The following is a 25,109-nucleotide window of genomic DNA, read 5'->3' on the forward strand; positions in this document are numbered from 1 at the left end:
GTCAGACTCCTGTCTTTTCGATACTCGCCCGCGAATCCTGCTGCGGTAACACCCGGTTCAGCAGGCCGAGGGCGGAGGTGTAGGTGGCCGGGAACTGGCGCTTGAGCAGCCAGATCAGCCGGGCGTCCAATTGCGGCAGCACGTGCAGGCGGCCGCGGTCGTGAGCGTCGAGGGTGATGCGGGCGACGTGGTCGGCCGAGTAGCCGGTCCAGCCCATGAGACTGCTCGCCAGGCCACTGGAACCGGCGGTGATGCGGCCGTCCGCGACCACATTGGTCTTGACGAAGGTCGGGCACAGTACCGTCACCGCGACCCCACTGCCCGCGAGTTCGGCCGCCATCGTCTCCGACAGCGACAGCACTCCCGCCTTGGAGGTGTTGTAAACCGCCATCCCCGGTGCGGCGGCGAACCCGGCGGCGGAGGCCACGTTCACGATGCCGCCGCGCCCCGCCGCTCGCAGCCGGGGCGCGAAGATCTCGCACCCGTGCACCACACCCCACAGGTTGATGCCCAGCGCCCACTCCCAATCGCCGAACCCGATCTCCCCCACCGGTTTCCCGCCGATCCCGACGCCGGCGTTGTTGACCACCAGCGTGGGCGGACCGCCGAAGATCCGATCCGCTTCGGCCGCAAGGCTTTCCACGTCCGTACGCTGGGCGACATCACAGAAGAAGGCGTGCGCGGTGCGCCCGTGGGTGCTCTCGATCAGGCGCACGGTTTCGTCGGCGCGCTCCTTGTCGATATCCGCGCACAGCACTTCACCGCCGCGCGCGGCCAATTCGAGCGCCAATGCCCGCCCGATCCCGCTGCCCGCACCGGTGACCACGGCTTTCGCTCCGTAGGTGCGCCGACTGCCCCGCACCAACATATCGATCGGCCACATACTCAGCCCACCTGCTCTCGTGCAACAGCATTCGCCTCGGCCAGCGCCGCTCCGGCAAAGGCCGCCGCCCGCGCCAACGCCGGACCAGCCTCCGGGACCAGCAGCGGCAACGCCTGGAAAACATGGATGCGGCCCGGCCAAAACTCCAGCTCACATCGCGTCCCAGCCGCGACGGCCTCGTCACGCAACCGCCGCGCGTCTCCGGACAGCATTTCCTCGGACGCGGCCTGCACGAACAGTGGCGGCAGCATCGCGCCCGGCGGGATGACCAGCCGCAAACGCGGTGAATCCGACGGCTCAGCACCGGTGTAGTGCCGAATCAGCCTGCGCCCCAGCCAGGCCGGGGCCATCGGATCCGGCCGGCGATCGTCCTCGCGCTGCGCGAGCGTCATGGTCAGGTCCATCAGCGGTGAGAACATGAACGCTCCGGCCGGTTGCGGCGTGCCCGACTCGCGGTTCCGCAACAGCAGATCCAGCGTCAGGTGACACCCCGCGGAATCCCCGCCGATCACCAGGTCCGTTGCGCGGTAACCGTTCTCCAACAGCCAGCGGTACCCGTCGCCGACATCGTCGGCTGCCGCCGGGAACCGATGCTCGGGCGCGAGCCGGTAATCGACGACGAATACCGGCAGCCCGGTCGCCCGCGACAGCCGCGAGGCCAGGCCCCGATGCGTCCGTGCCGAGCACACCACGTACCCGCTGCCGTGCACGTAATAGATTGCCCGCGTTCCGTGTTCGACCCCCGCCGCGCGCACCCATTCGCCGCGGACAGTTCCGGACCGCACCTGGGTGACGGCGGTGCCGGGCAGCGGCGGCCCGAATGCCGCCATGATTCCCGCGATGAGCGCCCGGCCGGCGCCGATCCCGATCCGATTGTCCGGCAGTACGCCGTTGAGTTGTCGCAAACCCAGCACCGACGCCACCGCGGCCACCCGCGACTGCATCGAAGCAGTCGCGGGAATCGCCGGGGTGGCCGTCAGCGGGAAGGTCGCCGTTGACCCTGTTGTCGCCATGTCCACAGAATCATCCACCAATGCGCCAGTTGTCAATGGCACATTGGTTTCGACATACTTACAACCCGGCCGAACAGGCCCACCACCTGCGGATACACCGTCCACAACTCTTGGGCCCACCCCGACCTCCACCTGTCGGACGCCGCCCGCCGCCACCTTCCGAGGCCGATCGAGACACCCCGATTTACGCCTCCGCCCCGGATTCGGGAAATTGAGCTGCGCATTTACGAAATATCTACGGCCGCATACCGATAACCGTGTGACGGAAGGTACACATCGAAATGCGATAGTGCTGTCGAAGTTCCGGAAATTGTGTTCTAAGTTCGGGTTCTGCACCGAGTTCAACGTCGATCGGTCGCATTCATCGCAGCCATTCCGAATGCTCCGGAGGAAACTCGGCATGTCCAGCAATTCGAATTCGGTTACCACTACGTCGATTTCACCACGACTAGGCGTCGGCGCACTGCGCGGATTACCCCGGGAGATCGCCCGGCCGCCGTTCACACCCGGAATCCTGGAGACCGGGATCGTGCACCTGGGGTGCGGGGCCTTTCACCGCGCCCACCAGGCGCTGATCACTCAGCACGCCATGCGCGCCGGCGGGGACCGGCGGTGGGGAATCGCCACGGTGGCCATGTCCCGACCGGATGTGGTGGGTGCGTTGCGGGCGCAGGAGAACCTCTACACGACCGTGCTGCGCGATGAGGGCGCAGTCCGGGCGGAGGTGGTCGGCGCTATCACCGCGGCGGTGCACGCGCCGTCGGATCGGATCGGGGTGGTGCGGCGGGTGGCCGATCCGCGGGTGCGGATCGTGACGCTCACCGTCACCACCGGCGGGTACTGCCTCGCGCCGGCCACGGGACGGCTCGATTCGGGGAGCGATCCGGTGCGGCACGATCTGCGATGCACGGCGAAACCGTGCACGGCCATCGGCATGCTGGTCGGCGGGCTGGCAGCGGTACGGCGGCGGGGCGGGCGGCCGCCGGTGGTGATCAGTTGCGACAATCTCTCGGCCAACGGCAGGCAATTGCGCAGCGCGGTAATGGATTTCGCAGCCCTGCGCGATGACCGGCTGGCGAACTGGATCGGGCGCAATGTGCAGTTCCCGTGCAGCGTGGTCGATCGGATCGTGGCGTCGGACGACGGCGGCGGCGATGCGGCGCGCACGCGGCTCGGCGGCATCGACGACCGGGCGCAGGTCTCCGCCGAACCGTTCATGACCTGGACCATCGAGAATTTCGAGGGGGAACGGCCGCGCTGGGACCTGGCCGGGGCCGAATATGTCGGCGACGTCACCGGGCACGAACTGGCGAAACTGCGACTGCTCAACGGAACTCATCTACTGCTGGCCTATCTGGGCGCGCTGGCCGGGTACGCGACCATCGCGGAGGCGGGCGCGGATCCGGCGTTGAGCGGGCTCGCACGGCAATTCATGCTGTACGAGCAAGGTCCCACCCTGACCCTGCCGGAGGCCGAATTGCACCGCACCGTAAGCGATCTGCTGCGGCGGTTCCGAAATCCCGCCATCCGGCACGAGATGACCCGCGTGGGCCGCAACGGGTCGGACAAGATGCTGCCGCGGGTCACCGCGGCCATGCGCGAGAACCTGACGCAGGGCCGCCCCACACCCGGTGCCGCGCTCCTGATCGCGGCCTGGATCCGCTGGTTCGATCTGTGCGGGACACCCGGTGCCGCAATGGAACTCATCGACCCGCAGGCGGCGCAACTCGCTCAGCTGGCGGCCATCCCCGACCCGCAGCTGCGGGCCCGCGCCTTTCTCGCCCGCACCGATATATTCGGTCCGCTTCCGCACCCGGAGCGTGTTCAGCGAGAGGTCGGCGACGCCTTGACCGAACTCATCCGGGAAAATGTCACCGAGGTGATCGACAGACGGCTGCGGCCGGAAATCGGGAGGGTCGCATGAATAGTGAAAACAGCGTGGAAAAGCCGGTGCGGGCAGTCGTTTTCGATATGGACGGACTGCTGCTCGATTCCGAGCGGCTGGCCGTGGAGTCATTGGCATTATCCGGAACCGAACTGGGATATCAACTCTCGGAGGAGTTCTGCCACAGCCTCATCGGCATGCCCGCCGATACCTGCCGTGCGCTGACCGTGACGGCTTTCGGGCCGGAATTCCCACTCGACGACTTCTTCCACAGGCACGAGACCGTCATCGCCCGCTTGGTCGACGACGGCCGCCTCACCACCAAGCCCGGCGTGTCCGAACTCCTCGACGAGCTGGACCGCCGGGGCATACCGCGCGCGATCGCCACCTCCTCGGGCCGCGACCGCACCCGCCATCATCTGCGCGCCGCCGGTCTCGCCGGACGCTTCGACGCCATCGTCACCCGCCAGGACGTCCAGCGCGGCAAACCTCATCCGGAGCCCTATCTGACCGCCACCGCGGCCCTCGGCGCGGATCCGGAATTCACCCTGGCCTGCGAGGATTCGCCCAACGGCCTGCGCGCCGCCCACGCCGCGGGCCTGCGCTGCCTGCTGATCCCCGACCTGATCCCGGCCACCACCGAGACGAGCCGCCTCGCGCACCGCGTCTACCCGGACCTGCGACAGGTCATCGAGTACCTGGCCGCCGTCAACGACCGTACGAATCACCGGCCGGTGCTGTGGTGATGGACCGCATGGCTTGACGAACGGTCGATCACGACGGCATTGCCGCCCCGCTGCTTCGCCCGGTACATGGCATCGTCTGCGACGCCGATGATTTCGCGCAGCGCGCAGCACTCGCTGCCGGTATCCCGCTCGGCCGCCACCGCCACCCCGATACTCGCGGTCACCGTGATCGACCCGATCGGCTCGGCGATCGCGCGCCGCAGCCGGTCGGCCAAATCGGCCGCCGCCTCGGCCGGCAATCGAACGACCACCGCGAATTCCTCACCACCGAAACGGGACACGATGCTCCCGGCCGGCGCGGCACCGCGCAGCCGATCAGCCGTGCACATCAGCACCTGGTCGCCGAACGCGTGCCCGAACGTGTCGTTGACGGCTTTGAACCGGTCGAGGTCGACCATCAGCACACAGATGGGCATCGGCGTCGACCGCGCGCACAGACTCGCCGAGTAATAGTCGAGCCCACGACGACTCAGCAAGCCCGTCAACGGATCCGACAGCATCTCACCGCGCAGCGCGCCGTAACAGAAGTGCAGCCCCGGCGGCACGACCACCGCCGCGCCCATCCCCAAGATCATGATCACCGCGGACCGCGCGTCGCCGACGCCGAACAACGGCACCGCCAGCACCACCGCCGACGCCAGCGACCACATCGTCTGCACGGCAAGGACTTTCGGCGTATGGAAAGCGCTGACGTAAACCCCCACGATCAGCAGCAGCAACATCCCCACCGACCGGACCACATACCCGGGACTCACCACGCACACGGCGGTGATCGACACATCGGCGATCGCGGCCAATCCCAGCGATTCCCGCTCCCCCGGCCACGGCAGCACCCACCACCGGACCGCCCACACCACACCCACCCCGATCAGCACCCACAGCGTCATCCGCCCCGCCGACCCGTACGGCAGTTCCGGAGACAATACGGTCAGCAATGCGATGACCGGCGCGACCAGCCCGCACAATCCGATGGCGTCCTTCAGCACCCCGAGCGCCGACCGCGCGGCAATGGCATCGACCACCCACCGGTAGTCGACGTCCTCGCACCACCAGTCGCGGAGCATTCGCAGATCAACCCACATGTACTGCCCCTCGGCGCCGAAGGAACCCACCTGCCCGGCTCACCACGCCGGTTACCCCGCTCGGCGCGATAACGAAGTGTATTCAGGCGCAATACCATTCCCGCACGCAGTGTGTGCCACGTCACAACTCCGCATCGGCAGCCCGGAAGAACCGAGGAGATGCGGTCGCCGCGGTCAGTTTCGCCACCGCCCGCACGGGTAGCCGATCAATAGCTACTGCGTGGGTCCAGCACGGTCCGACCGCTGTGAGGAGTGCCGATGATCCGGGTCTTCCTGGTCGACGACCACGAGGTCGTTCGGCTCGGCGTGCGGAGCCTGATCGATTCCCAGCCGGACATGTGCACGGTCGGCGAGGCCGCCACCCGCGCGCAGGCATTGGCATTGCTGCCCGACCGCCACCCCGACGTAGCGGTGCTCGATGTCCGGCTGCCCGACGGCGACGGCATCGAACTCTGCCGTGAACTGCTCGCCGAACACCCAGACCTGCACTGTTTGATGCTGACCTCGTTCGCCGACGAGCAGTCGGTGCTCGACGCCGTCCTGGCCGGCGCCGACGGCTACGCCGTCAAGGACGTCAGCGGCACACAACTGCTGAGCTTCATCCGCGAGATCGCACACGGCCGATCCCTGCTGGACCAGCGCGCCACCGCCGCCCTCCTGCGCAACCTGCGCGCCGGCGACCCCGATCCCGAGGGCCCGCTACAACAACTCACCGACCGCGAGGTCGAGCTGCTGAGCCTGCTCGGCGAGGGCCTGACCAACCGCCAGATCGCACGCCGCCTGTTCCTCTCGGAGCGAACCGTGAAGAACTACGTCTCCCAGCTACTCGGCAAACTCGGCCTGAAGCGCCGCGCCCAAGCCGCGGTCATGGCCGCCGAACACGGCCTCTCCCCCCGCCCTCCGGGCCGCCCGCGCACCACCTCCCCCGGCCCGCACCGCCTGCCCAGGAGTCACAGATTCTCGTGACCTTCGGCTCGATGCCGCCATCCGGACCGTCCGGCAAGACTGGAAAAGACATCTTGTCCGAACGAAAGGCACCCCCGAAATCATGAGGACGCGTCAGGGTCCCACCACCGAAACGATCCGAGCCGCAGTCGAACTCGCACGCCGCGCTCCCTCGGTCCACAACTCCCAGCCCTGGCGCTGGCGCCTGAGCGGCAACGAGCTACACCTGCACGCCGACCAGTCCCGCCACCTAACCGCCACCGACCCCGACCAGCGCGCACTGACCCTCAGCTGCGGCGCCGCCCTGCACCACCTCCGAGTCACCCTCGCCGCCCAAGGCTGGTCCACCGAAGTCGCCTACCTCCCCCACGCCCAGCACCCCGACCACCTGGCCACCCTCCGCCTGGCCCCCCACCACCCCACCAGCACCGACATCTCCCTGACCGCCGCCATCCTGCACCGCCACTCCGACCGCCGCCGCTTCGGCAACGGCCAAGTCCCCAAGACCTACCTCCGCGCCGCCACCGACTACGCCGTCCGCTTCGGCGCCCAAATCCACCCGATCCCCGACGAAACCCGCGACTACCTCGGAAAACTACTGCGCGAAGCGGTAACCCGACACCACAACGACGCCCACTACCAAATCGAACTCTCCGCCTGGAGCGGCCGCCGCGGCGGCGCCGACGGCGTCCCCGCCCGCAACGCCACCACCCCCCGCCCCACCGAAACCCTCCCCACCCGAGAATTCGCCGACCCCGTGCTCATCGACACCCCCCTCACCGACGACGCCGACTGGCTACTCCTGTCCACCCCCACCGACACCCCCCGCACCCGCCTGCAAGCCGGCGAAACCCTCAGCGCCCTCCTCCTAGCTGCCACCGACCTCGGCCTGGCCACCTGCATCCAAACCGAACCCCTGGGAATCCCCGACCTCCGCGAGGAAATCCGATTCTCCCTGTGCGACGGCGCATTCCCCCAAGCAATGGTCCGCGCCGGCTGGATGCGCCCCAGCGCCCCACCCCTCCCCTCGGCCCCCCGCCGCGAAGTAGAAGCCGTCCTCTCCATCACGGATTCCCCCGCCAACTGATCCCCGCCCCATATCTGCCCCACGAATCAGGCTGTGAGACAAAAGAAACCGGCAGATACCTGTCGGTACCTGCCGGTTCTGAGTGGGCGCAGAGGGTTTCGAACCCCCGACCGCTGGTGTGTAAAACCAGAGCTCTACCACTGAGCTATACGCCCGGATCGGTCCGGCCGAGGCCGGTCCGGTTGTCGCGCCCGGTCGAAACCGGGGCGACGGGTTATGAATCTAGTGTGGCGAGGGCTTTTTCCCAAGCTGCCTGGTCACGGGGCTCGCCGGGGCCGTTCATTTCGGCGAAACGGATGATTCCGTCTTTGTCCACTACGAAGGTGCCGCGGTTGGAGTAGCCGGATTTTTCGTTGAAGACGCCGTACTGCTGGGCTACTGCGCCGTGTGGCCAGAAGTCGGAGAGCAGGGGGAAGGTGTAGCCCTGTTCGGCGGCCCAGATTTTGTGGGTGGGGGGTGGGCCTACCGAGATCGCGAGGATTTCGGCGTTGTCGTTCTGGAACTTGGGGAGTTCGTCGCGGACCTTGCAGAGTTCGCCTTGGCAGATGCCGGTGAAGGCCAGGGGGTAGAAGACCAGGAGGACGTTCTTCTTGTCGCGGTAGGACGAGAGGGTTACTTCCTGATTGTTCTGGTCCTTCAGCGTGAAGTCCGGTGCGGGCGTGCCCACTTCGAGTGGCATGCGGGAACCTCCATCCTGTTGGGGCGAACCTGGGCATCTCGACGCCGAGTGGTACGGGGACACAGGAGTGTCGGCACCGTGGTCCACTCGGCGGGAGGATGCGTCGGCTAAGACCTTAGTTAAGGGAAGGGTCAGCGCTGCTTCGAGGGCGTCTTGGGTTGCACCAGGCGGCTGCCGGACCAGTCGCCGAGGCTGATCGACGACGTTTGGGTCAGGCCGGCCGGTGAGGCCGATTCGGCGATTTCAGCGGGATCCACGTGGCCGGTGTGGCCGGTTTTCGGGGTCAGGACCCAGACGATGCCGTCATCGGCCAGGGGCGTGATGACGTTGAGGAGTTCGTCGACCAAGTCGCCGTCGCCGTCTCGCCACCAGAGGAGCACCACGTCGACCACCTCGTCGGTGTCCTCATCGAGCAACTCGGAGCCGATGGCTTCCTCGATCGCTGCCCGCAGGTCGTCGTCGGTATCCTCGTCCCAGCCCAGTTCCTGAACCACCGATCCGTGTGAGATCCCGAGCTTCTGAGCGTAGTTCTGCGCGTCCGCCGCGGCGACCACGGTGGTGTCCTCCTCAACTCCCGACATTAGGTAGTTGCAAGCGAACATGGTAAACGGCCATAGCGCAAGCCGATCGGCCGAATTCGCGGTGGAAATGTCGTAACGGTGTCCGCCGGCGCGGCCGTGAAATCAGGTTCGGAGGCCCGTGACCTGCGACGGAAACACGGACAAGTCGGACAGAAAAGAATCTGCGAACAGAACTCTCGAGGACGCGCCGATGACCGTGAGATGAAGCGCGGCTACGCCGGACAGGCGCTGCGGGCCGCGTTCAAGGCGTCGTTCACCTTCCGGCTGGCATCGTTGAGCGGACCCACCAGCGAGGTGCTCGAGGTCTTGCGCACCTCGGCCGCCAAGGCCCGCGCGGCCGTCACATAGTCGGTCAGCTTCTGCGAGATCTCCGCCGGCAGATCCGAACCCGAGGCGTTCACCGCCGTCTCCACCGTGCGCGCGGCATCGTCGAGCGCGTTCGCCGCGGTATCGCGTTTGGTGTTCTGGTCGGCCGCGTTCGCATCGTGCGCGTCGACGAAGTCGTTGTAGCGATCTACAGCCGTGCCCGTCGTCTTGCGGAACGGCGTGCAATTGTCCGAAATCGCCTTGGACTTGGCGGCCGCCTGCTTCGACGAGGTCGCGGCCGCCGAGGACGCGGACGCCTCGGCCTTGTAGGAAGTGGCCTGAACCTGATTCGGGGTGGCGGTACCCTCGACCGTGTTGGCACAACCTGCTAGAACGAGGCCGAATCCGATCGCCGCAGTCGCAAGTGCCAACCCGAATCTGCGCGGGTCAAGCTTCATCGTCCTCCCCGTTCCACCACTGGCCGGTTCCCTGGAGAACCGTATCGGATTTCGAGCTGACATGATGACCTGGGACGCACTCTCGACAAGGATGTGAGATGCGCCCCAGAACCAATCGTTACGGGCCGCCGCCCACCACAGTGCCGGCCCGGGGTTTGACGCCATCAGATGTCCCACCCCTGTGTACGAGGAGCAAATGTCTTGACCGACCTGATGCACCCTGTTTCTTCGTCGAGTCCGAACAACGGACCGGCTGGCAAGCGCCCGGCTGGGGGCCGGGTTCGAGTGATTCGCGAGGGGGTGGCGTCATACCTTCCGGACATCGATCCGGAGGAAACCAGCGAATGGCTGGATTCGTTTGACGAGATGCTCGACCGCGAAGGCCCGGGCCGCGCCCGCTACCTCATGCTGCGGATGCTCGAGCGCGCAGGTGAACGCCGTGTCGCCATCCCGGCCCTCACCTCCACCGATTACGTGAACACCATCCCCACCGAGAACGAGCCCTGGTTCCCCGGCGACGAAGAAGTCGAACGGCGATTCCGGGCCTACATCCGCTGGAACGCCGCGGTCATGGTGCACCGCGCGCAGCGCCCGGGTGTCGGTGTGGGTGGCCATATTTCGACCTACGCGTCCTCGTCGGCGCTGTACGAGGTGGGTTTCAACCACTTCTTCCGCGGCAAGGACCATCCCGGCGGCGGCGATCAGGTCTACATCCAGGGCCACGCCTCCCCCGGCATCTATGCCCGCGCCTTCCTGGAAGGCCGCCTGACCGAAGACCAGATGGACGGCTTCCGCCAGGAGTACTCGCACGGCGGCCCCGGCCACGGCCTGTCCTCCTATCCGCACCCGCGGCTGATGCCGGACTTCTGGGAATTCCCCACGGTGTCAATGGGTCTGGGCCCGATGAACGCCATCTATCAGGCGCGCTTCAACCACTACCTGCACGATCGCGGCATCAAGGACACCTCGGATCAGCACGTCTGGGCGTTCCTGGGCGACGGCGAGATGGACGAGCCGGAGTCGCGCGGCCTGATCCAGGTCGCCGCCAACGAGGGCCTGGACAATCTGACCTTCGTCATCAATGCCAACCTCCAGCGCCTCGATGGCCCGGTGCGCGGCAACGGCAAGATCATTCAGGAGCTGGAGTCGTTCTTCCGCGGCGCCGGCTGGAATGTCATCAAGGTGGTGTGGGGCCGGGAGTGGGATTCGCTGCTCCAGGCCGACCGCGACGGCGCGCTGGTGAACCTGATGAACACCACGCCCGACGGCGACTACCAGACCTACAAGGCCAATGACGGCGCGTATGTGCGCGAGCACTTCTTCGGTCGCGATCCGCGCACCAAGGAGCTGGTCAAGGGCCTGTCCGACGGCGATATCTGGAACCTCAAGCGCGGTGGCCACGACTACCGCAAGATTTACGCGGCGTACGCGGCGGCCATGGCGCACAAGGGCCAGCCGACGGTCATCATCGCCAAGACCATCAAGGGTTACGGCCTGGGCAAGCACTTCGAGGCCCGCAATGCCACGCACCAGATGAAGAAGATGACCCTCGATGATCTGAAGGCGTTCCGCGACGTGCAGCGCATTCCGATCACCGATGCCGAGCTGGAGAAGAACCCCTACCTGCCGCCGTACTACCACCCCGGTATGGACGCGCCGGAGATCCAGTACATGATGGGCCGCCGCCAGCAGCTGGGCGGTTTCGTGCCCGAAAGGCGTACGGCAGCAAAGCCTCTGCAACTGCCGGGCGATGAGGCCTACCGCTCCATCCGCAAGGGCTCGGGCAAGCAGTCCGTCGCCACCACGATGGCCTTCGTGCGCCTCATGAAGGAACTGTTGCGCGACAAGGAGATCGGCAAGCGCATCGTGCCGATCATCCCCGACGAGGCCCGCACCTTCGGTATGGACTCGTGGTTCCCTTCGTTGAAGATCTACAACCGCAACGGCCAGTTGTACACATCGGTCGACGCCGAGTTGATGCTTGCCTACAAAGAATCCCCCGTGGGCCAGATCCTGCACGAGGGCATCAACGAGGCCGGCTCGACGGCCAGCTTCACCGCGGTGGGCACCTCCTACGCCACCCACGGCGAGCCGATGATCCCGCTCTACATCTTCTACTCGATGTTCGGTTTCCAGCGCACCGGCGATGGAATCTGGGCCGCGGCAGACCAGATGGCCCGCGGATTCGTGCTCGGAGCAACCGCCGGGCGAACCACGCTGACCGGTGAGGGCTTGCAGCACAACGACGGTCACTCGCTGCTGCTGGCCTCCACCAACCCGGCGTGTGTCCCCTACGATCCGGCCTTCGCCTTCGAGATCGCCCACATCGTGCGTGACGGCATGCGCCGCATGTACGGCGGCGGCGTCGGCGGCACCGGTTACCAGGAAGCCCTGCCGGGCACCGATCCCGAGGCGCATTCGGTGCACCACGAGTTCGGCGGCGAGGACATCTTCTACTACATCACCCTGTACAACGAGCCACAGCAGCAGCCGGCCGAGCCGGAGAACCTCGATGTCGAGGGTCTGCTCAAGGGCATCTACCGCTACAAGGCCGGTGCCGGGGGCGATTTGCGCGCGAACATCCTGGTCTCGGGCGTGACCATGCCCGACGGTCTGCGCGCCCAGCAGATGCTGGCCGAGGACTGGGGTGTGCAGGCCGATGTCTGGTCGGTGACCTCGTGGGGTGAGCTCCGCAAGGACGCGCTCGCCAAGGAGATCGCGAAACTCCGTCACCCGGACCAGGATCCGGGCCTGCCGTACATCACCCAGGCGTTGTCGGCGGCGCAAGGTCAGACCTTCGTCGCGGCCTCGGACTGGATGCGCGCGGTGCCGGATCAGATCCGCCAGTGGGTTCCGGGCCAGTACGTCACGCTCGGCACGGACGGTTTCGGTTTCTCCGACACCCGCCCGGCCGCGCGGCGCGTGTTCAATGTGGACGCGGCCTCGATCGTGGTCGGCGCGCTGCAAGGACTCGCAGCTCAGGGCCGGATCGCCCCGTCCACGGTGGCCGAAGCGGCGGCCAAGTACCGCATCGACGATGTCAACGCCGCGCCGACGGCGGCACCGGGTTCCGAAGGCGGCGACGCATAACGGACCATTGACATCGTGGAACGCAAACCGCCGAGGCCGCGCCGGATAAACGAAGAAGGCACCTCCTCCTCACACGAGGTCTACCTACCCACCGGCGCACTCTCCCCGAATCGGCAGACGCGCGATCCGCTTCCGGACACCCTCCTGAAGCGGGTCAAGCAGTTCTCCGGTCGCCTGTCGACCGAGGCCGTGTCGTCGATGCAGGATCGGTTGCCGTTCTTCGCCAATCTGGACGCCGCCCAGCGCGCCGGCGTCCAGATGCTGGTGCAGACGGCGGTGGTCAACTTCCTCGAGTGGTTGCAGGACCCGGAGAGCGATATCAGGTTCAGCCTGGACGCTTTCCAGGTCATCCCCGACGATCTGGCGCGGCGGCTCACGCTGCGCCAGACCGTCGATATGGTCCGCGTGGCCATGGAGTTCTTCGAACAGTGGCTGCCGGCGCTGGCCCGCAACGACCGGCAGCTGGTGGCGCTCACCGAGGCGGTGCTGCGCTACGGGCGCGAGCTCGGTTTCGCGGCCGCCTCGGTGTACGCCAGCGCCGCCGAATCCCGCGGCGCCTGGGATACCCGCCTGGAAGCCCTGGTCGTCGATGCCGTCGTACGCGGCGACACCGGCCCCGAAATGCTTTCCCGCGCCGCCACTCTCAACTGGGATGCCACCGCCCCCGCCACGGTCCTGGTCGGCACGCCCCCGAAAGACCAAGTGGCCGTCGGCAGTTCCGTGCACAGCGTCGCCGCCCGCCACGGCCGCAATGCCCTCGCGGTGGTCCAGGGTTCGCGCCTGGTGATGGTCGTCAGCGGCCATCTGGGCGATCCCTTATATCCCTCGCCGTTCCTGGCCGATCTGCTCGCCGAGGTCTTCTCCGATGGCCCCGTAGTAATAGGCCCGACCATGCGCACGCTCTCCGCGGCCCACCACAGTTCGGTGGAGGCGATGGCCGGTATGGAGGCGGTGGTCGGCTGGCGGGGCGCGCCACGCCCGGTGCATGCCACCGAACTGCTGCCGGAGCGGGCACTACTCGGAGACCGTGCCGCCGTGGAGGCCCTCAACGAACATCTCGTGCTACCGTTGGCCGCCGCGAGCGCCGACCTGTCGGACACCCTCGACGCCTATCTCGATTGCGGCGGAGCCGTCGAGACCTGCGCCCGCCTGCTGTTCGTTCATCCAAATACGGTCCGCTATCGGCTGAAGAAAATCGCCGACATCACGGGCCGGGATCCGATGAATCCGCGCGATGCCTACGTGTTACGTATCGCTGCCACAGTAGGTCGGCTGACTCGAACTCGTAACGAATCACCCTCACCAGCCACAGATGTGACTCCCGTCACAGAACCCCATGATGGCATGTAACGCGAATAGCCAATCGGGCGATCCGGACGACCCACTAGGTCTTTTGTGGACACCTCACAAAACTGCCACCGAAGCTTCATTCGCGCCGACATCTTCCGAGAGCCGCCTCACAGTGTTTTCTTAAGGCGTGATCGCATTGCTCGCCCCCGGACAGGGCTCCCAGACACCCGGCATGCTCACCCCTTGGCTCGAACTTCCCGGTGCGGTCGACCGCATCGAGTTGTGGTCGAAGGCCTCGGGGTTGGACCTGCTGCGGCTGGGCACGACTGCGACCGCTGAAGAGATCGTCGATACCGCGGTCACTCAGCCGCTCGTCGTCGCTGCCGCACTGCTTGCTTTCGCGGAAATCCCCCAGGATTCACTTCCCGCGGATACCATCGTCGCCGGACACTCGGTCGGCGAATTCGCCGCCGCTGCCGTCGCCGGAGTCATCTCCGCCGACGACGCGGTGGCACTGGCCGCCATCCGCGGAGCGGAGATGGCCAAGGCTTGCGCACTCGAGCCGACCGGTATGTCCGCGCTGCTCGGCGGTGAGGAAGCCGCCGTGCTCGCCCGGCTCGAGGAACTCGGCCTGATCCCGGCCAACCGCAACGCGGTCGGCCAGATCGTGGCAGCGGGTAAGCTCGAGGCGCTCGAAGCCCTCGCGGCCAACCCGCCCGAAAAGGCGCGCGTGCGCGCCCTGCCGGTCGCCGGCGCCTTCCACACCGCGTTCATGGCACCCGCCCAGGACGCCGTGGCCGAGGCTATTTCCAAGATCGTGCCCAGCGCACCGACGCGCACCCTGCTGTCGAACTTCGACGGTCAGCCGGTCGCGTCGGCCCAGGATGCGATCGATAAGCTCGCGGCCCAGGTCACCCGCCCCGTGCGGTGGGACCTGTGCACCGAAACCGTCCGTGCGGCAGGCGTTTCCGCGGTGGCAGAGTTGCCGCCGGCGGGCACCCTGGTCGGCATCGCCAAGCGGGAGCTCAAGGGCACCCCGAATCTGGCGCTGAAGACCCCCGCGGACCTCCCCGCGTTCGCCGAACTCGTTTCGGCGGGCTAGCTTGGCTCGCGGTCCTGCTTCCCCTCAACGGCGTGGGGAGCGTCCGGACCGCAACTGCAATACAACAACAAATCCGACCCACAACAGCTAGAAGGGAGCCACTGAAGTGGCCGCTTTGACCCAGGAACAGATCGTCGAAGAGCTTGGCAAGATCATCGAAGAGGTGACCGGCATCGAGCCCTCCGAGGTCACCATCGAGAAGTCCTTCGTCGACGACCTGGACATCGATTCGCTGTCGATGGTCGAGATCGCCGTTCAGACCGAGGACAAGTACGGCGTCAAGATCCCGGATGAGGATCTGGCCAGCCTGAAGACCGTCGGCGACGCCGTGTCGTACATCCAGAAGCTCGAGGCCGAGAACTCCGACGCGGCCGCCGAGCTGAAGAGCAAGTTCGGCGCGGGCGAGTAGGACCCACCGTGACCACTCCTTCCACATTGAATGGGAACTTCCCCAACGTCGTCGTAACCAGCATGGCGGCGACCACGTCGATCGCCGGTGACGTCGATGCGACGTGGAAGGGCCTCCTCAACGGTGAGAGCGGCATCGACACTCTCGAGGACGACTTCGTCACCGAGTACGACCTTCCGGTCCGCATCGGCGGTCACCTGAAGGTGCGTCCCGACACGCTGCTGAGCCGGGTCGAGGCCCGGCGCATGGCGTACGTCGAACAGCTGGCCATGGTGCTCGGCCGCGAGGTGTGGAAGAACGCCGGTACCCCGGAGGTCGACCCGCTGCGGCTGGGTGTGGCAATCGGTACCGGCCTCGGTGGCGGCGACGCCCTCATCGATTCGGTCGACAAGCTGAAGAACGGCGGCTACCGCAAGATCTCGCCGCTGGCCGTTCAGATGGTCATGCCGAACGGTCCTTCCGCTGTCGTCGGTCTCGAATTGCAGGCGCGCGCAGGCGTTATCACCCCCGTCTCGGCGTGTTCGTCGGGCTCGGAGGCGATCGCCAACGCGTGGCGCATGATCGCCATGGGTGACGCCGACATCATGGTCACCGGCGGTGTCGAGGGCTTCATCGATGCGGTGCCGATCGCGGCGTTCTCCATGATGCGCGCCATGTCGACCCGCAACGACAACCCGAAGGGCGCCTCGCGTCCGTTCGACAAGGACCGCGACGGCTTCGTCTTCGGCGAAGCGGGCGCGCTCATGGTCATCGAGACCGAGGAGCACGCCAAGGCTCGTGGCGCCACCATCCACGCCCGTTTGATGGGCGCGGGTATCACCTCCGACGGCTACCACCTGGTGGCGCCGGATCCGGAGGGCACGGGCGCCGGTCGTGCCATGTCCCGCGCGATGCAGACCGCAGGTCTGACCGCCAAGGACATCACGCACGTCAACGCTCACGCGACCGCCACCCCCATCGGCGACCTCGCGGAGAAGAACGCGATTCACAAGGCCGGCGTCAGCCACGCCTCGGTGTACGCGCCCAAGTCCGCCCTGGGCCACTCGATCGGCGCCGTCGGCGCGCTCGAGTCGGTGCTCACGGTCCTCAGCATCCGGGACGGCATCGTCCCGCCGACGCTGAACCTGGAGAACCAGGATCCGGAGATCGACCTGGATGTCGTGCACGGCGAGGCTCGCCGTCAGGACATCGAGTACGCGATCAACAACTCCTTCGGTTTCGGTGGGCACAATGTCGCGCTCGCCTTCGGCCGGTACTGACGCGCATCTCTAGAAAACCGCGCAGTTCTAGAACCGGTCAGTAGACAAGCGGTCCCGGCGGGGATCTGGATGGCGATCCCGCACCCAGATCCCCGCCGGGACTTCGACATTTTCGCAGCCGCTCTCAGCGACCGCACTTCCCTTTTCACAGGAGAGTTCGCGATGACCATAATGGCTCCCGCTCACGCTGATACCAACACCGATCCCCGTGATCCGATGGGGCGTTTGCAGCGCTTCTTCGACCCCGGCACCGTGCTGCCGCTGCATCCGCGCGACAAGTCCGGCGTGCTGGCCGCGATCGGTGAGGTCGATGGTGTGCGCACCGTGGCCTACTGCTCCGATGCCACCGTCATGGGCGGCGCCATGGGCGTCGAGGGTTGCAAGCACATCGTCGATGCGATCGATACCGCCATCGACTCCAAGATTCCCGTTGTCGGCCTGTGGCATTCGGGCGGCGCCCGGCTCGCCGAGGGCGTCGAGGCCCTGCACGCCGTCGGACTGGTCTTCGAGGCCATGGTCCGCGCGTCCGGCCAGGTCCCCCAGATTTCCGTGGTGCTCGGCTTCGCCGCCGGCGGCGCCGCCTACGGTCCCGCGCTGACCGATATCGTGATCATGGCTCCCGAGGGGCGCGTCTTCGTGACCGGCCCGGACATCGTCAAGACGGTGACCGGCGAGAGCGTGGACATGGCGACCCTGGGCGGCCCGATCACGCACGGTAAGAAGTCCGGCGTCTGCCATATCGTCGCCGATGACGAGCAGGACGCCATGCATCGCGCCCGCCGCCTGGTCTCGATGTTCGCCGAACAGGGCGAGTTCGACCTGGCCGCCGCCGCGCACGGCGATGTCGATCTCAAGGCCATGATGCCGGAGTCGGCCAAGCGCGCCTACGACGTCAAGCCGATCATCAACGAGCTGCTCGACAATGTCGACGGCGAAAGCTCTTTCGAGGAGCTCCAGGGTGGATACGCCCGTTCGATGGTCGTCGGCCTCGGCCGCCTCGGCGGTCGCACCGTCGGCGTGCTGGCCAACAACCCGATTCGCCTGGGCGGCTGCCTGAACTCCGAAAGCGCCGAGAAGGCTTCGCGTTTCGTGCGGCTGTGCAATGCCTTCGGTATTCCGCTGATCGTGGTCACCGACGTCCCGGGCTACCTGCCGGGCGTCTCGCAGGAGTTCGATGGCGTGGTGCGGCGTGGCGCGAAGCTGCTGCACGCCTTCGCCGAAGCCCGCGTCCCGCGCGTCACGCTGGTGACCCGCAAGATCTACGGCGGCGCCTACATCGCCATGAACGCCCGTTCGCTCGGCGCCACCGCGGTTTACGCGTGGCCGGGGTCGGAGGTCGCGGTCATGGGCGCCAAGGCCGCGGTCGGCATCCTGCACAAGAAGGCGCTGGCGGCCGCTCCGGAGGAGGAGCGCGAGGCCATGCTCGAGCGTCTCACCGCCGAGCACGAGGCCATCGCCGGTGGTGTGCAGCGGGCCATCGACATCGGGGTGGTGGACGCGGTCATCGATCCGGCCAAGACCCGCTCCACCATTGCCTCCGCACTGGCCGCCGCGCCTTCGCGGGCGCAGCACAACAAGAACATTCCGCTGTAAGCCGCTGTAGCGCAATGCAATAAAGGGCCGCCTCATCCGAGGCGGCCCTTTCGCTTCCGGAAGCGCACTGCGATCGGGGCGCGCTTTGCGGGCGGGGTACGCCACGCCGTCGTTCCACCGCGGCGGCGCCTTCACCGCTCCCGGCAGGGTTCGCGGCGTAGTCACCGATGCCGAGCCGCCCGCATGCGACAAGCCGGTGCCGCCGCGAGCGGCGTCTGCCGCGCGCTTGCGATCACGCGATCAGCCGGGGCGCATCGGTGCGGCACCGGGCCGGCGGCGAGATCATCGGTATGGTCGGGTGAGTGCGTACTCCCACCAGGATTCTCACCTTGCTCGCGGTACCCGTGCTGGCCGTGGCGGGCTGCTCGTCGGGGCCGGACCAGCCGAAATCGGTGGCGGAGCGGTTCGCCGAGGCGCTGACCGCCGATGATGTGTCGGCCGCGGCGGCATTGACCGATGATCCGAAGTCGGCGGCCGATGCGCTCGCGCCGTTGTACGACGGGCTCGGTAAGCAGGTGAAGTTCGAGGTTCGCGAATCCAAGAAGGACGGCGGGGACGGGACTTTCACCCTCGCCGCCACTTGGAAGCTGGGGCAGGACGGCAAGAACGAGTGGACCTACACCACTTCCGGCACCGCCAAGGATGCCGACGGGTGGAAGGTGCATTGGAATCCGGCGACGGTCGCGCCGGGGCTGGATCAAGGGCCGCTGAGTTACGGTGCGGCGTACGCGAAACCCGCGCGGATTCTCGATTCCGGCGGCGGGGAATTGATGACGCAGCAGGTGGTCACGCTGGTGAATCTGGCTCCGGGAGCCGATACCGGGGCGGCGGCAGCGCTGCTGGGTCCGGTGTCGCCGGGCATCACCGCCGACTCCCTGGCTTCGGATCTGGCTGGGGCGCAGGGCAAGACGGTTACCGCGATAACGCTGCGGGAATCCGATATAGCGCCGATCGAACAACAGCTGGCGGCGGTGCCGGGCGTCACGCTGTCGAAGCAGACGCGCTTGCTCACCAACGATCGGGCACTGGCCTCGCCGACGCTGTCGGGGCTGGCGGAGCTATGGCAGCAGCAGGCGGACGCCGCGGCCGGTTGGGCGGTGCGGGCCACCACGACCAACGGCAGTACGGTGCGAGTCGCGGGCCAGGAGGCGAAGCCGACCGAGGATATCCGCAGCACCCTGGATATCGGCTGGCAGCGGGCAGCGGAGGCGGCGCTCGCGCCGATCGGGCAGGCCGCCGCGATCGTCGCATTGCAGCCCTCGACCGGGAATGTGCTTGCCATGGCCCAGAATTCGGCCGCTGACGCGCAGGGGCCGATCGCCTTGACCGGGTTGTATCCGCCCGGGTCGACCTTCAAGACGGTGACGGTGTCGGCGGCGCTGCAAGCCGGTCTGGTCACCCCCGACACCGTGGTGGCGTGCCCGGGCAGTGCGGATATCGAAGGCCGGCGGATCCCCAACGACAACAACTTCGACCTCGGGAACGTCCCGCTGCACGCCGCGTTCGCCAAGTCCTGCAACACCACCATGGGCAAGCTGGCGGTGCAGCTCCCGGCCGATGGATTGACCGATGCCGGACTGCAACTCGGCCTCGGAATCGATTATGTGACACCGGGTTTGACGACCGTCACCGGAAAGGTCCCGACCGCGGACACACCCGCCGCACGGGTCGAAGCGGGCATCGGGCAGGGCAAGGTGGTCGCGACCCCGTTCGGTATGGCGCTGGTGGCGGCCTCCATCGCACGCGGTTCGGTACCCGCCCCGGTGGTGGTGACCGGACAGCCCGGCAAGCCGGACCGCACTCCCCCGGCATTGCCCGCCGACATCCCCGCTCAGATCAAACCCATGATGCGCGAGACGATCACCGGCGGCACCGCCACCGCGCTCAACGACATCCCGGATCTGATGGGCAAGACCGGCACCGCCGAGTACATCGACGACAAGCACGCGCACGGCTGGTTCGTCGGCATCTCCGGCGATCTGGCCTTCGCTGTATTCATCAGCGACGCGGGCAGTTCCGCCCCGGCGGTGGAGGCGGCGGGGCGGATGCTGCGCGCACCCCGCTGACCAGGGCGATGGGATCATCGGATGATCTTGCAGGGCGGTAACGACGCGGACACCCCGGTGATACACCCCCTCCCTACCGTTCCGGCATGTCGGATTTACTGGAGCAACCGGTCACGTCCGCACCGGACGCGCGCACGCCGTGGTACCGATCCCTGTTCACCCAATTGGTGGTGGCGGTGGTCGGCGGCATTCTCGTCGGCGCGCTCTGGCCGGAGTTCGGCGCGGATCTGAAACCGTTGGGCGACGGCTTCATCAAGCTGATCAAGATGGTGATCGCGCCCATCGTGTTCTGCACCGTGGTGCTGGGCATCGCGCACGTGGGGAATCTGAAGTCGGTGGGCCGGATCGGCGTGAAGGCGCTGATCTACTTCGAGGTGGTCACCACCTTCGCGCTGGCCTTCGGGCTGGTGGTGGGGAATCTGGTGAAGCCGGGGTCGGGTTTCAGCATCGACGCGGCGACCCTGGCGTCCGGCGCGGACCAGGTCGCGAAGAAGACCCAGAACGGGGAACTGCCGCACACCGTCGAGTTCCTGATGAACATCATCCCGACCTCGCTGATGTCGGCGTTCGCCGAGAACAAGCTGTTGCAGGTGCTGTTCATCGCGGTGCTGTTCGGGTTGGCGCTGGCCAAGTTCGGCGAGAACGGCCCGCCGGTGGTGCTGGAGCTCATCGATCACACCAGCCGGATCCTGTTCATCGTGATCGGCTGGATCATGCGGCTGGCGCCGCTCGGGGCGTTCGGCGCCATGGCCTACATCATCGGGCAGTACGGGCTGAAAACCCTTGGCAGCTATGGCAAACTCATCGCCTGCTGCTATGGCGCGGCGTTGTTGTTCCTCCTGGTGCTGGCGGTCATCACCCGGGTTTTCGCGGGGGTGAGCCTGTGGAAGTTCGTGCGCTACATCAAGGACGAGCTGTTCGTGGCGCTGGGCACCGCGTCGACCGAGGTGGTGTTGCCGCGCATCATGACCAAGCTGGTCGATGCGGGCGCGTCGCGGGCCACCACCGGATTGGTGGTGCCGACCGGCTATTCGTTCAACCTCGACGGCGCCACCCTGTACCTGGCGATCTGCGTGCTGTTCCTGTCGCAGGCGGTCGGGGTGGATTTGAGCCTGGGCGAGCAGGTCACCGCGCTGCTGGTGCTGATGCTCACCTCGAAAGGCATGGCGGGAGTGCCGGGTTCGTCGTTCCTGGCGCTGTCGGCGACCATCAGCGCCATCGGGCACGGCTCGATTCCGGTTGCGGCCGTGGCGATTCTGCTCGGCGCGGATCGGATCATGGATTCCATGCGGGTGACGGTGAACCTGCTCGGGAACTGTGTGGCGACCCTGGTGGTGGCCAATTGGGAGGGGCAGCTCGACCGGGATCGCCTGCGCAAGGTTCTGGCTGGCGAACCGGTCGAACCGTTGCTCGACCCCGATCCGATGGCGGCAGCCGGCTAGTCCGACGCCGGGCGGATATTGGCGTTGTGGTGGAAGACGTTGTCCGGATCCCAGGTCGATTTGAGGGCGGCCAGGCGGGAGTACTTGTCGCCGTAGCTGTCCCGGACGCGTTGCTGGTCGTCGTCGACGAGGAAGTTGATGTAGCCGGCGTCGGAGCGTGCGTACGGGCGCAGGGCGTCCCAGCAGTCGCGGACCCATTGCCGTTCGGCGTCGAAGGTGGACGGGTCGGGGCAGATGGCACTGATGTTGACGGCCCAGCAGGGGCGGCGTGAACCGCCGAAAGCCGTTGCGGCGTCTACAATCTCGGTGTATCTGCCCCGCAACGGGAAGATCGGGAGCAGCGAGAGCGGGGAGCTGCTGCGCGGGAATTGCTCGACCAGGGTCGAGATCACCTCATCGCTGAGATCGTCTACGTAGAGCGCCTTTTCGTAGGCGGGCAGGCCACGCGGCGCGGCTTCGTCGAACATCTGCTGGAGCGCGGTGTAAGGCATCGGCGTGACGAGTTCCCAAGCGGGAGTGGGGGTTGCGTCGCGCAGGGGTTGTACGACGGTGGCCAGTTCGGCGGGTTCCCCGAAGCCGACCACGGCCACCACGAATCCCGGTGCGAAATGGTATTCCTCGGGCACGAACGGCGCGGGCGGGGCGTGGACGGCCAGGATGGCGGCACAGTATCCGGCGGGCAGGGCCTCGATGAGGTCGCGGCCCGCCGCCAGCCCGGCCACGCCGTGCTCGGGCGTCCAGTACAGCATGGTCGCCTGCGCCAGCGGCGGCAGATCGTGCAGGGCGAAGGTGAATTCGGTGACGATGCCGAAGTTTCCGCCGCCCCCGCGCAGCGCCCACAGCAGGTCCGGGTGCTCTTCGGCGGAGGCGGTCACGATCCGGCCGTCGGCGGTGACGACCTCGGCGGAAATCACACTGTCGCAAGATAATCCGGCGCGCATGGTGATCCACCCCATGCCACCGCCCAGGGTCAGCCCGCCGACCCCGGTATTGCTGATGAAGCCGCCGGTCACGCCCAGGGCATGGGCGGCGGTCGCGCTGTCGACCAGTGCCCAGGTCGCTCCGCCGCCGACCCGCGCGAGTTTCGCGCCGGGATCCACGGTGACGGCGTTCAGCCCACCCAGGTCGATCAGCACGGCATTGTCGGCGACCGCGTGCCCGGCATAGTTGTGCCCGCCGCCGCGCACGGTCAGATCCAGTCCGGACTGACGCGCCTGGCGCACCGCCTCGGCGACCCCGGCCGCGCTACCCGGACGCACGATCAGCGCGGGTCTGCGGTCGATGCCGCCGTTCCAGACCTGGCGGGCCGATTCGTACTCCGCATCGCCCGGGGCGATCACCGGCCCGCCGATACCGGCCCGCAGCTTCTCGATATCCATTCCGACAGTGGTCATGGTGCAGCTCCTTCGATCCGGTACGCCGCGGCCGGCGCGAAGGCCGGATCGCGTTCCGGAGCGTGCTCCGCGCATCGGTCGTTCGGCCCATCCGTCGACTTCGGTGTCACTTCCCGCTCCGGACATACGTAACCGGCGGGCCGGAAGGTTCAGCCTCCGGCGAGCTGCTGCGGCATCCGGGCCGGGTGGCGAACACCGCTTCCGGGAGCGCCGGCCCGCTATCCGAGCAATTGGACGTCCGCGACGAAGTCGACGATGCGGCCGTCTTCGACCAGATACGCGCCGGGGGTCAGTGGCGCGTTGCCGTAGGAATCGTCGTCGTAGGTGAGCTGGACCAGATGCTGGAAGATCAGCGTCTGGCGGGCGTCCAGCTCGTAGGGGACCGCGAGCAGGCAGGTGCGGCGGGGAACGGCGATCCAGAGCCGATTGCTCTCCAAGGCGTCGTGGGCGTGGCGGAGGGCCTGCGCGTCCAGGATCTTCTCGGCGGAGAAGTCGTATCCGGAGCAGTTGGCGACGTGCAGGCCGAAGTGATCGCTGAGTTCCCAATCGTATTGGAGCAGAGCCAGACTCGCGACGGCCGAGGGGTAGAGCATCGGGTTCGCGAGGGCTTCGGCGGTGAGGTCGGCCATGGCGTAGCCCTCGCCGGTATCGGTGGCCAGCACCGCGATCGGGGCGGTGGGGGCATTCGCGGTGCGCCAGTGCGGGATTCGGTCCAGGTCCGGCCGATCCGGCGGCTGTAGCACCGGATAACGGTGGGCGTCCATCCGATACGCCTGATAGGCGATATCGGGATCTTGGAACTGGTCGAGGTCGTAGCGGTGGACGTGCACCCGGTCGTCGGGGTCCATCACCAGCAGCAGGTATTCGATGTGCAGCTGTTCGAGGACGCCGAGGTCGGGGCGGCCGCGGACGGCGTCGCCGAGGTCCGGGTCCGCCGCGATGACCTGCATGACATGGGATCGACTGCCCCGCTGGACGATTCGGCCGTCGATCGGATAGTTCGTCTCGGGCAGCCGGCCGGTGCCTTCGAAGTCCAGATGCACGTCCACCAGCAGCAGATGCCCGGGCCCGCCGGAGACGATGAAGTCGGCGGTCCGCTCCCGGACCGGCCAGTCCGCGAGGCCGCCGGTGAGGATCTCGAGCTCCGGCCGTTCGGCCAGATAGTCGGCGCCGACGGCCACCCGCCCCTCGTGCAGGGTGCGCTGAAGCTCCAGCCGGTCCTCGAAGGCGGTTCGCACCGTCTGGATGTGGTCCAGCAGCGTTTTCGGTGCGGCGGAACCCATCTCGTCCTCGGTGAATCCGTTGGGTGCGAGCAGCCCGGTATCGAGTTCGGTCTCGTGCAATCGCCCCTCGGCCGCGAGCTCCAATGGGGTCGGCAGCCCGGAGGCGTCCTGGAGCACGGCCGCCACCAGCCCCGCCACGTATTCGAAATCCTCGTAGCGGGCGGGCCACGGCAGCCACCGCTGCCAGCCGCCGTCCTGATCCATGCCCCAGCCGCCGCGTTGCAGCTCCGGCACCCAGTGCTGCGGAAACCGGTGCCGCCCCGGATAATTCGCGTTCGCGGGCAATATGCAGCGCAGGCTCTGCCCCGGCCGGTCGAAGACCACGAAGCGCGCCCCCCGCGCCGACAGCTCGACGCTACCGCCGGCCGGGAGCGCGAACATCTCCCAGGCCAGGTTGATCGGGAATTCCCGCCAGGCTTCCATCGCGACGGTCTCCCACAGCGCGTCCGACCGGTCACGTCCCAGCCATCCGCCGATCCCCACCCGAAACTCCATCTACTCCGAACAACCGGCGAA

General features: G+C 67.2%; 20 protein-coding genes and 1 tRNA gene. 12 read left to right on the top strand and 9 right to left on the bottom strand.

Annotation, left to right across the window (positions count from 1 at the left end; genetic code table 11):
* Nucleotide 1: 1 nt before the first annotated feature.
* Both NI1_RS20065 and NI1_RS20070 read right to left on the bottom strand, forming a co-directional pair.
* Nucleotides 2–883, bottom strand: coding sequence for an SDR family NAD(P)-dependent oxidoreductase (locus NI1_RS20065; RefSeq protein WP_067823030.1), 882 nt, complete (start codon nucleotides 881–883; stop codon nucleotides 2–4).
* 2 nt (nucleotides 884–885) lie between these two features.
* Nucleotides 886–1,896, bottom strand: a complete 1,011-nt coding sequence (locus NI1_RS20070; RefSeq protein ID WP_245663316.1) for an alpha/beta hydrolase — start codon at nucleotides 1,894–1,896, stop codon at nucleotides 886–888.
* Nucleotides 1,897–2,296: 400 nt separating this feature from the next.
* Here NI1_RS20070 and NI1_RS20075 point away from each other — a divergent pair, with 400 nt between their 5' ends.
* The gene (locus NI1_RS20075) at nucleotides 2,297–3,820 is read left to right on the top strand and encodes a mannitol dehydrogenase family protein (RefSeq protein ID WP_067823036.1); all 1,524 of its coding nucleotides are present in this window, start codon (nucleotides 2,297–2,299) and stop codon (nucleotides 3,818–3,820) included.
* On the top strand, nucleotides 3,817–4,527 hold the full coding sequence (locus NI1_RS20080) for an HAD family hydrolase (protein ID WP_067823039.1): 711 nt from the start codon (nucleotides 3,817–3,819) through the stop codon (nucleotides 4,525–4,527). Before NI1_RS20075 ends, NI1_RS20080 begins: the two co-directional genes overlap by 4 nt.
* Here the strand turns inward: NI1_RS20080 and NI1_RS20085 are convergent.
* Complete coding sequence (locus NI1_RS20085; RefSeq protein ID WP_157535222.1) at nucleotides 4,506–5,639, bottom strand: GGDEF domain-containing protein; 1,134 nt, start codon at nucleotides 5,637–5,639, stop codon at nucleotides 4,506–4,508. The genes NI1_RS20080 and NI1_RS20085 overlap by 22 nt on opposite strands.
* A 228-nt stretch (nucleotides 5,640–5,867) precedes the next feature.
* On the opposite strand from NI1_RS20085, the gene NI1_RS20090 reads away from it, so the two are divergent.
* Complete coding sequence (locus NI1_RS20090) at nucleotides 5,868–6,575, top strand: response regulator (RefSeq protein WP_067823042.1); 708 nt, start codon at nucleotides 5,868–5,870, stop codon at nucleotides 6,573–6,575.
* Between the two features lie 82 nt (nucleotides 6,576–6,657).
* Nucleotides 6,658–7,641: an Acg family FMN-binding oxidoreductase gene (locus NI1_RS20095; protein WP_067823045.1), complete on the top strand. Its 984-nt coding sequence runs from the start codon at nucleotides 6,658–6,660 to the stop codon at nucleotides 7,639–7,641.
* An 83-nt stretch (nucleotides 7,642–7,724) separates the two neighbouring features.
* On the opposite strand, the gene NI1_RS20100 is transcribed toward NI1_RS20095, so the two are convergent.
* The 4 genes from NI1_RS20100 to NI1_RS20115 form a co-directional block, all read right to left on the bottom strand.
* Nucleotides 7,725–7,796 (bottom strand) — tRNA-Val (locus tag NI1_RS20100).
* 59 nt (nucleotides 7,797–7,855) lie between these two features.
* Nucleotides 7,856–8,320, bottom strand: coding sequence for a peroxiredoxin (locus NI1_RS20105; protein ID WP_067823048.1), 465 nt, complete (start codon nucleotides 8,318–8,320; stop codon nucleotides 7,856–7,858).
* 131 nt (nucleotides 8,321–8,451) lie between these two features.
* Entirely contained in the window at nucleotides 8,452–8,874 is a 423-nt protein-coding gene (locus NI1_RS20110) for a DUF3052 domain-containing protein (protein WP_067823828.1), read from the bottom strand.
* 239 nt (nucleotides 8,875–9,113) lie between these two features.
* Nucleotides 9,114–9,665, bottom strand: a complete 552-nt coding sequence (locus NI1_RS20115; protein ID WP_067823051.1) for an Rv2240c family protein — start codon at nucleotides 9,663–9,665, stop codon at nucleotides 9,114–9,116.
* A 168-nt stretch (nucleotides 9,666–9,833) separates the two neighbouring features.
* Here NI1_RS20115 and aceE point away from each other — a divergent pair, with 168 nt between their 5' ends.
* The 8 genes from aceE to dctA all read left to right on the top strand — a co-directional run bounded on the left by aceE (nucleotide 9,834) and on the right by dctA (nucleotide 21,916).
* Nucleotides 9,834–12,755, top strand: coding sequence for a pyruvate dehydrogenase (acetyl-transferring), homodimeric type (aceE, locus tag NI1_RS20120; RefSeq protein WP_084523456.1), 2,922 nt, complete (start codon nucleotides 9,834–9,836; stop codon nucleotides 12,753–12,755).
* 45 nt (nucleotides 12,756–12,800) lie between these two features.
* The gene (locus tag NI1_RS20125) at nucleotides 12,801–14,105 is read left to right on the top strand and encodes a PucR family transcriptional regulator (RefSeq protein ID WP_439957287.1); all 1,305 of its coding nucleotides are present in this window, start codon (nucleotides 12,801–12,803) and stop codon (nucleotides 14,103–14,105) included.
* A gap of 127 nt (nucleotides 14,106–14,232) precedes the next feature.
* On the top strand, nucleotides 14,233–15,147 hold the full coding sequence (locus NI1_RS20130; protein ID WP_067823057.1) for an ACP S-malonyltransferase: 915 nt from the start codon (nucleotides 14,233–14,235) through the stop codon (nucleotides 15,145–15,147).
* A gap of 106 nt (nucleotides 15,148–15,253) precedes the next feature.
* The gene (gene acpM / locus NI1_RS20135; protein WP_067719315.1) at nucleotides 15,254–15,556 is read left to right on the top strand and encodes a meromycolate extension acyl carrier protein AcpM; all 303 of its coding nucleotides are present in this window, start codon (nucleotides 15,254–15,256) and stop codon (nucleotides 15,554–15,556) included.
* 8 nt (nucleotides 15,557–15,564) lie between these two features.
* Entirely contained in the window at nucleotides 15,565–16,815 is a 1,251-nt protein-coding gene (locus tag NI1_RS20140) for a KasA/KasB family beta-ketoacyl-ACP synthase (protein WP_067823060.1), read from the top strand.
* 162 nt (nucleotides 16,816–16,977) lie between these two features.
* The gene (locus tag NI1_RS20145) at nucleotides 16,978–18,408 is read left to right on the top strand and encodes an acyl-CoA carboxylase subunit beta (RefSeq protein WP_067823062.1); all 1,431 of its coding nucleotides are present in this window, start codon (nucleotides 16,978–16,980) and stop codon (nucleotides 18,406–18,408) included.
* A gap of 302 nt (nucleotides 18,409–18,710) precedes the next feature.
* Nucleotides 18,711–20,474 (top strand): penicillin-binding transpeptidase domain-containing protein, encoded by a 1,764-nt coding sequence (locus tag NI1_RS20150; RefSeq protein ID WP_067823065.1) that lies wholly within the window; start codon nucleotides 18,711–18,713, stop codon nucleotides 20,472–20,474.
* Between the two features lie 86 nt (nucleotides 20,475–20,560).
* A complete protein-coding gene (gene dctA / locus NI1_RS20155) occupies nucleotides 20,561–21,916 on the top strand; it encodes a C4-dicarboxylate transporter DctA (protein ID WP_067823068.1) in 1,356 nt (451 codons plus the stop codon).
* Here dctA and NI1_RS20160 read toward each other — a convergent pair.
* Complete coding sequence (locus NI1_RS20160; RefSeq protein WP_067823070.1) at nucleotides 21,913–23,310, bottom strand: FAD-binding oxidoreductase; 1,398 nt, start codon at nucleotides 23,308–23,310, stop codon at nucleotides 21,913–21,915. The genes dctA and NI1_RS20160 overlap by 4 nt on opposite strands.
* Nucleotides 23,311–23,528: 218 nt before the next feature.
* On the bottom strand, nucleotides 23,529–25,076 hold the full coding sequence (locus NI1_RS20165; protein ID WP_157535223.1) for a TY-Chap domain-containing protein: 1,548 nt from the start codon (nucleotides 25,074–25,076) through the stop codon (nucleotides 23,529–23,531).
* Nucleotides 25,077–25,109: the final 33 nt, after the last annotated feature.

This window comes from Nocardia inohanensis NBRC 100128, assembly GCF_001612945.1.
In the GTDB taxonomy this organism is placed as follows: domain Bacteria; phylum Actinomycetota; class Actinomycetes; order Mycobacteriales; family Mycobacteriaceae; genus Nocardia; species Nocardia inohanensis.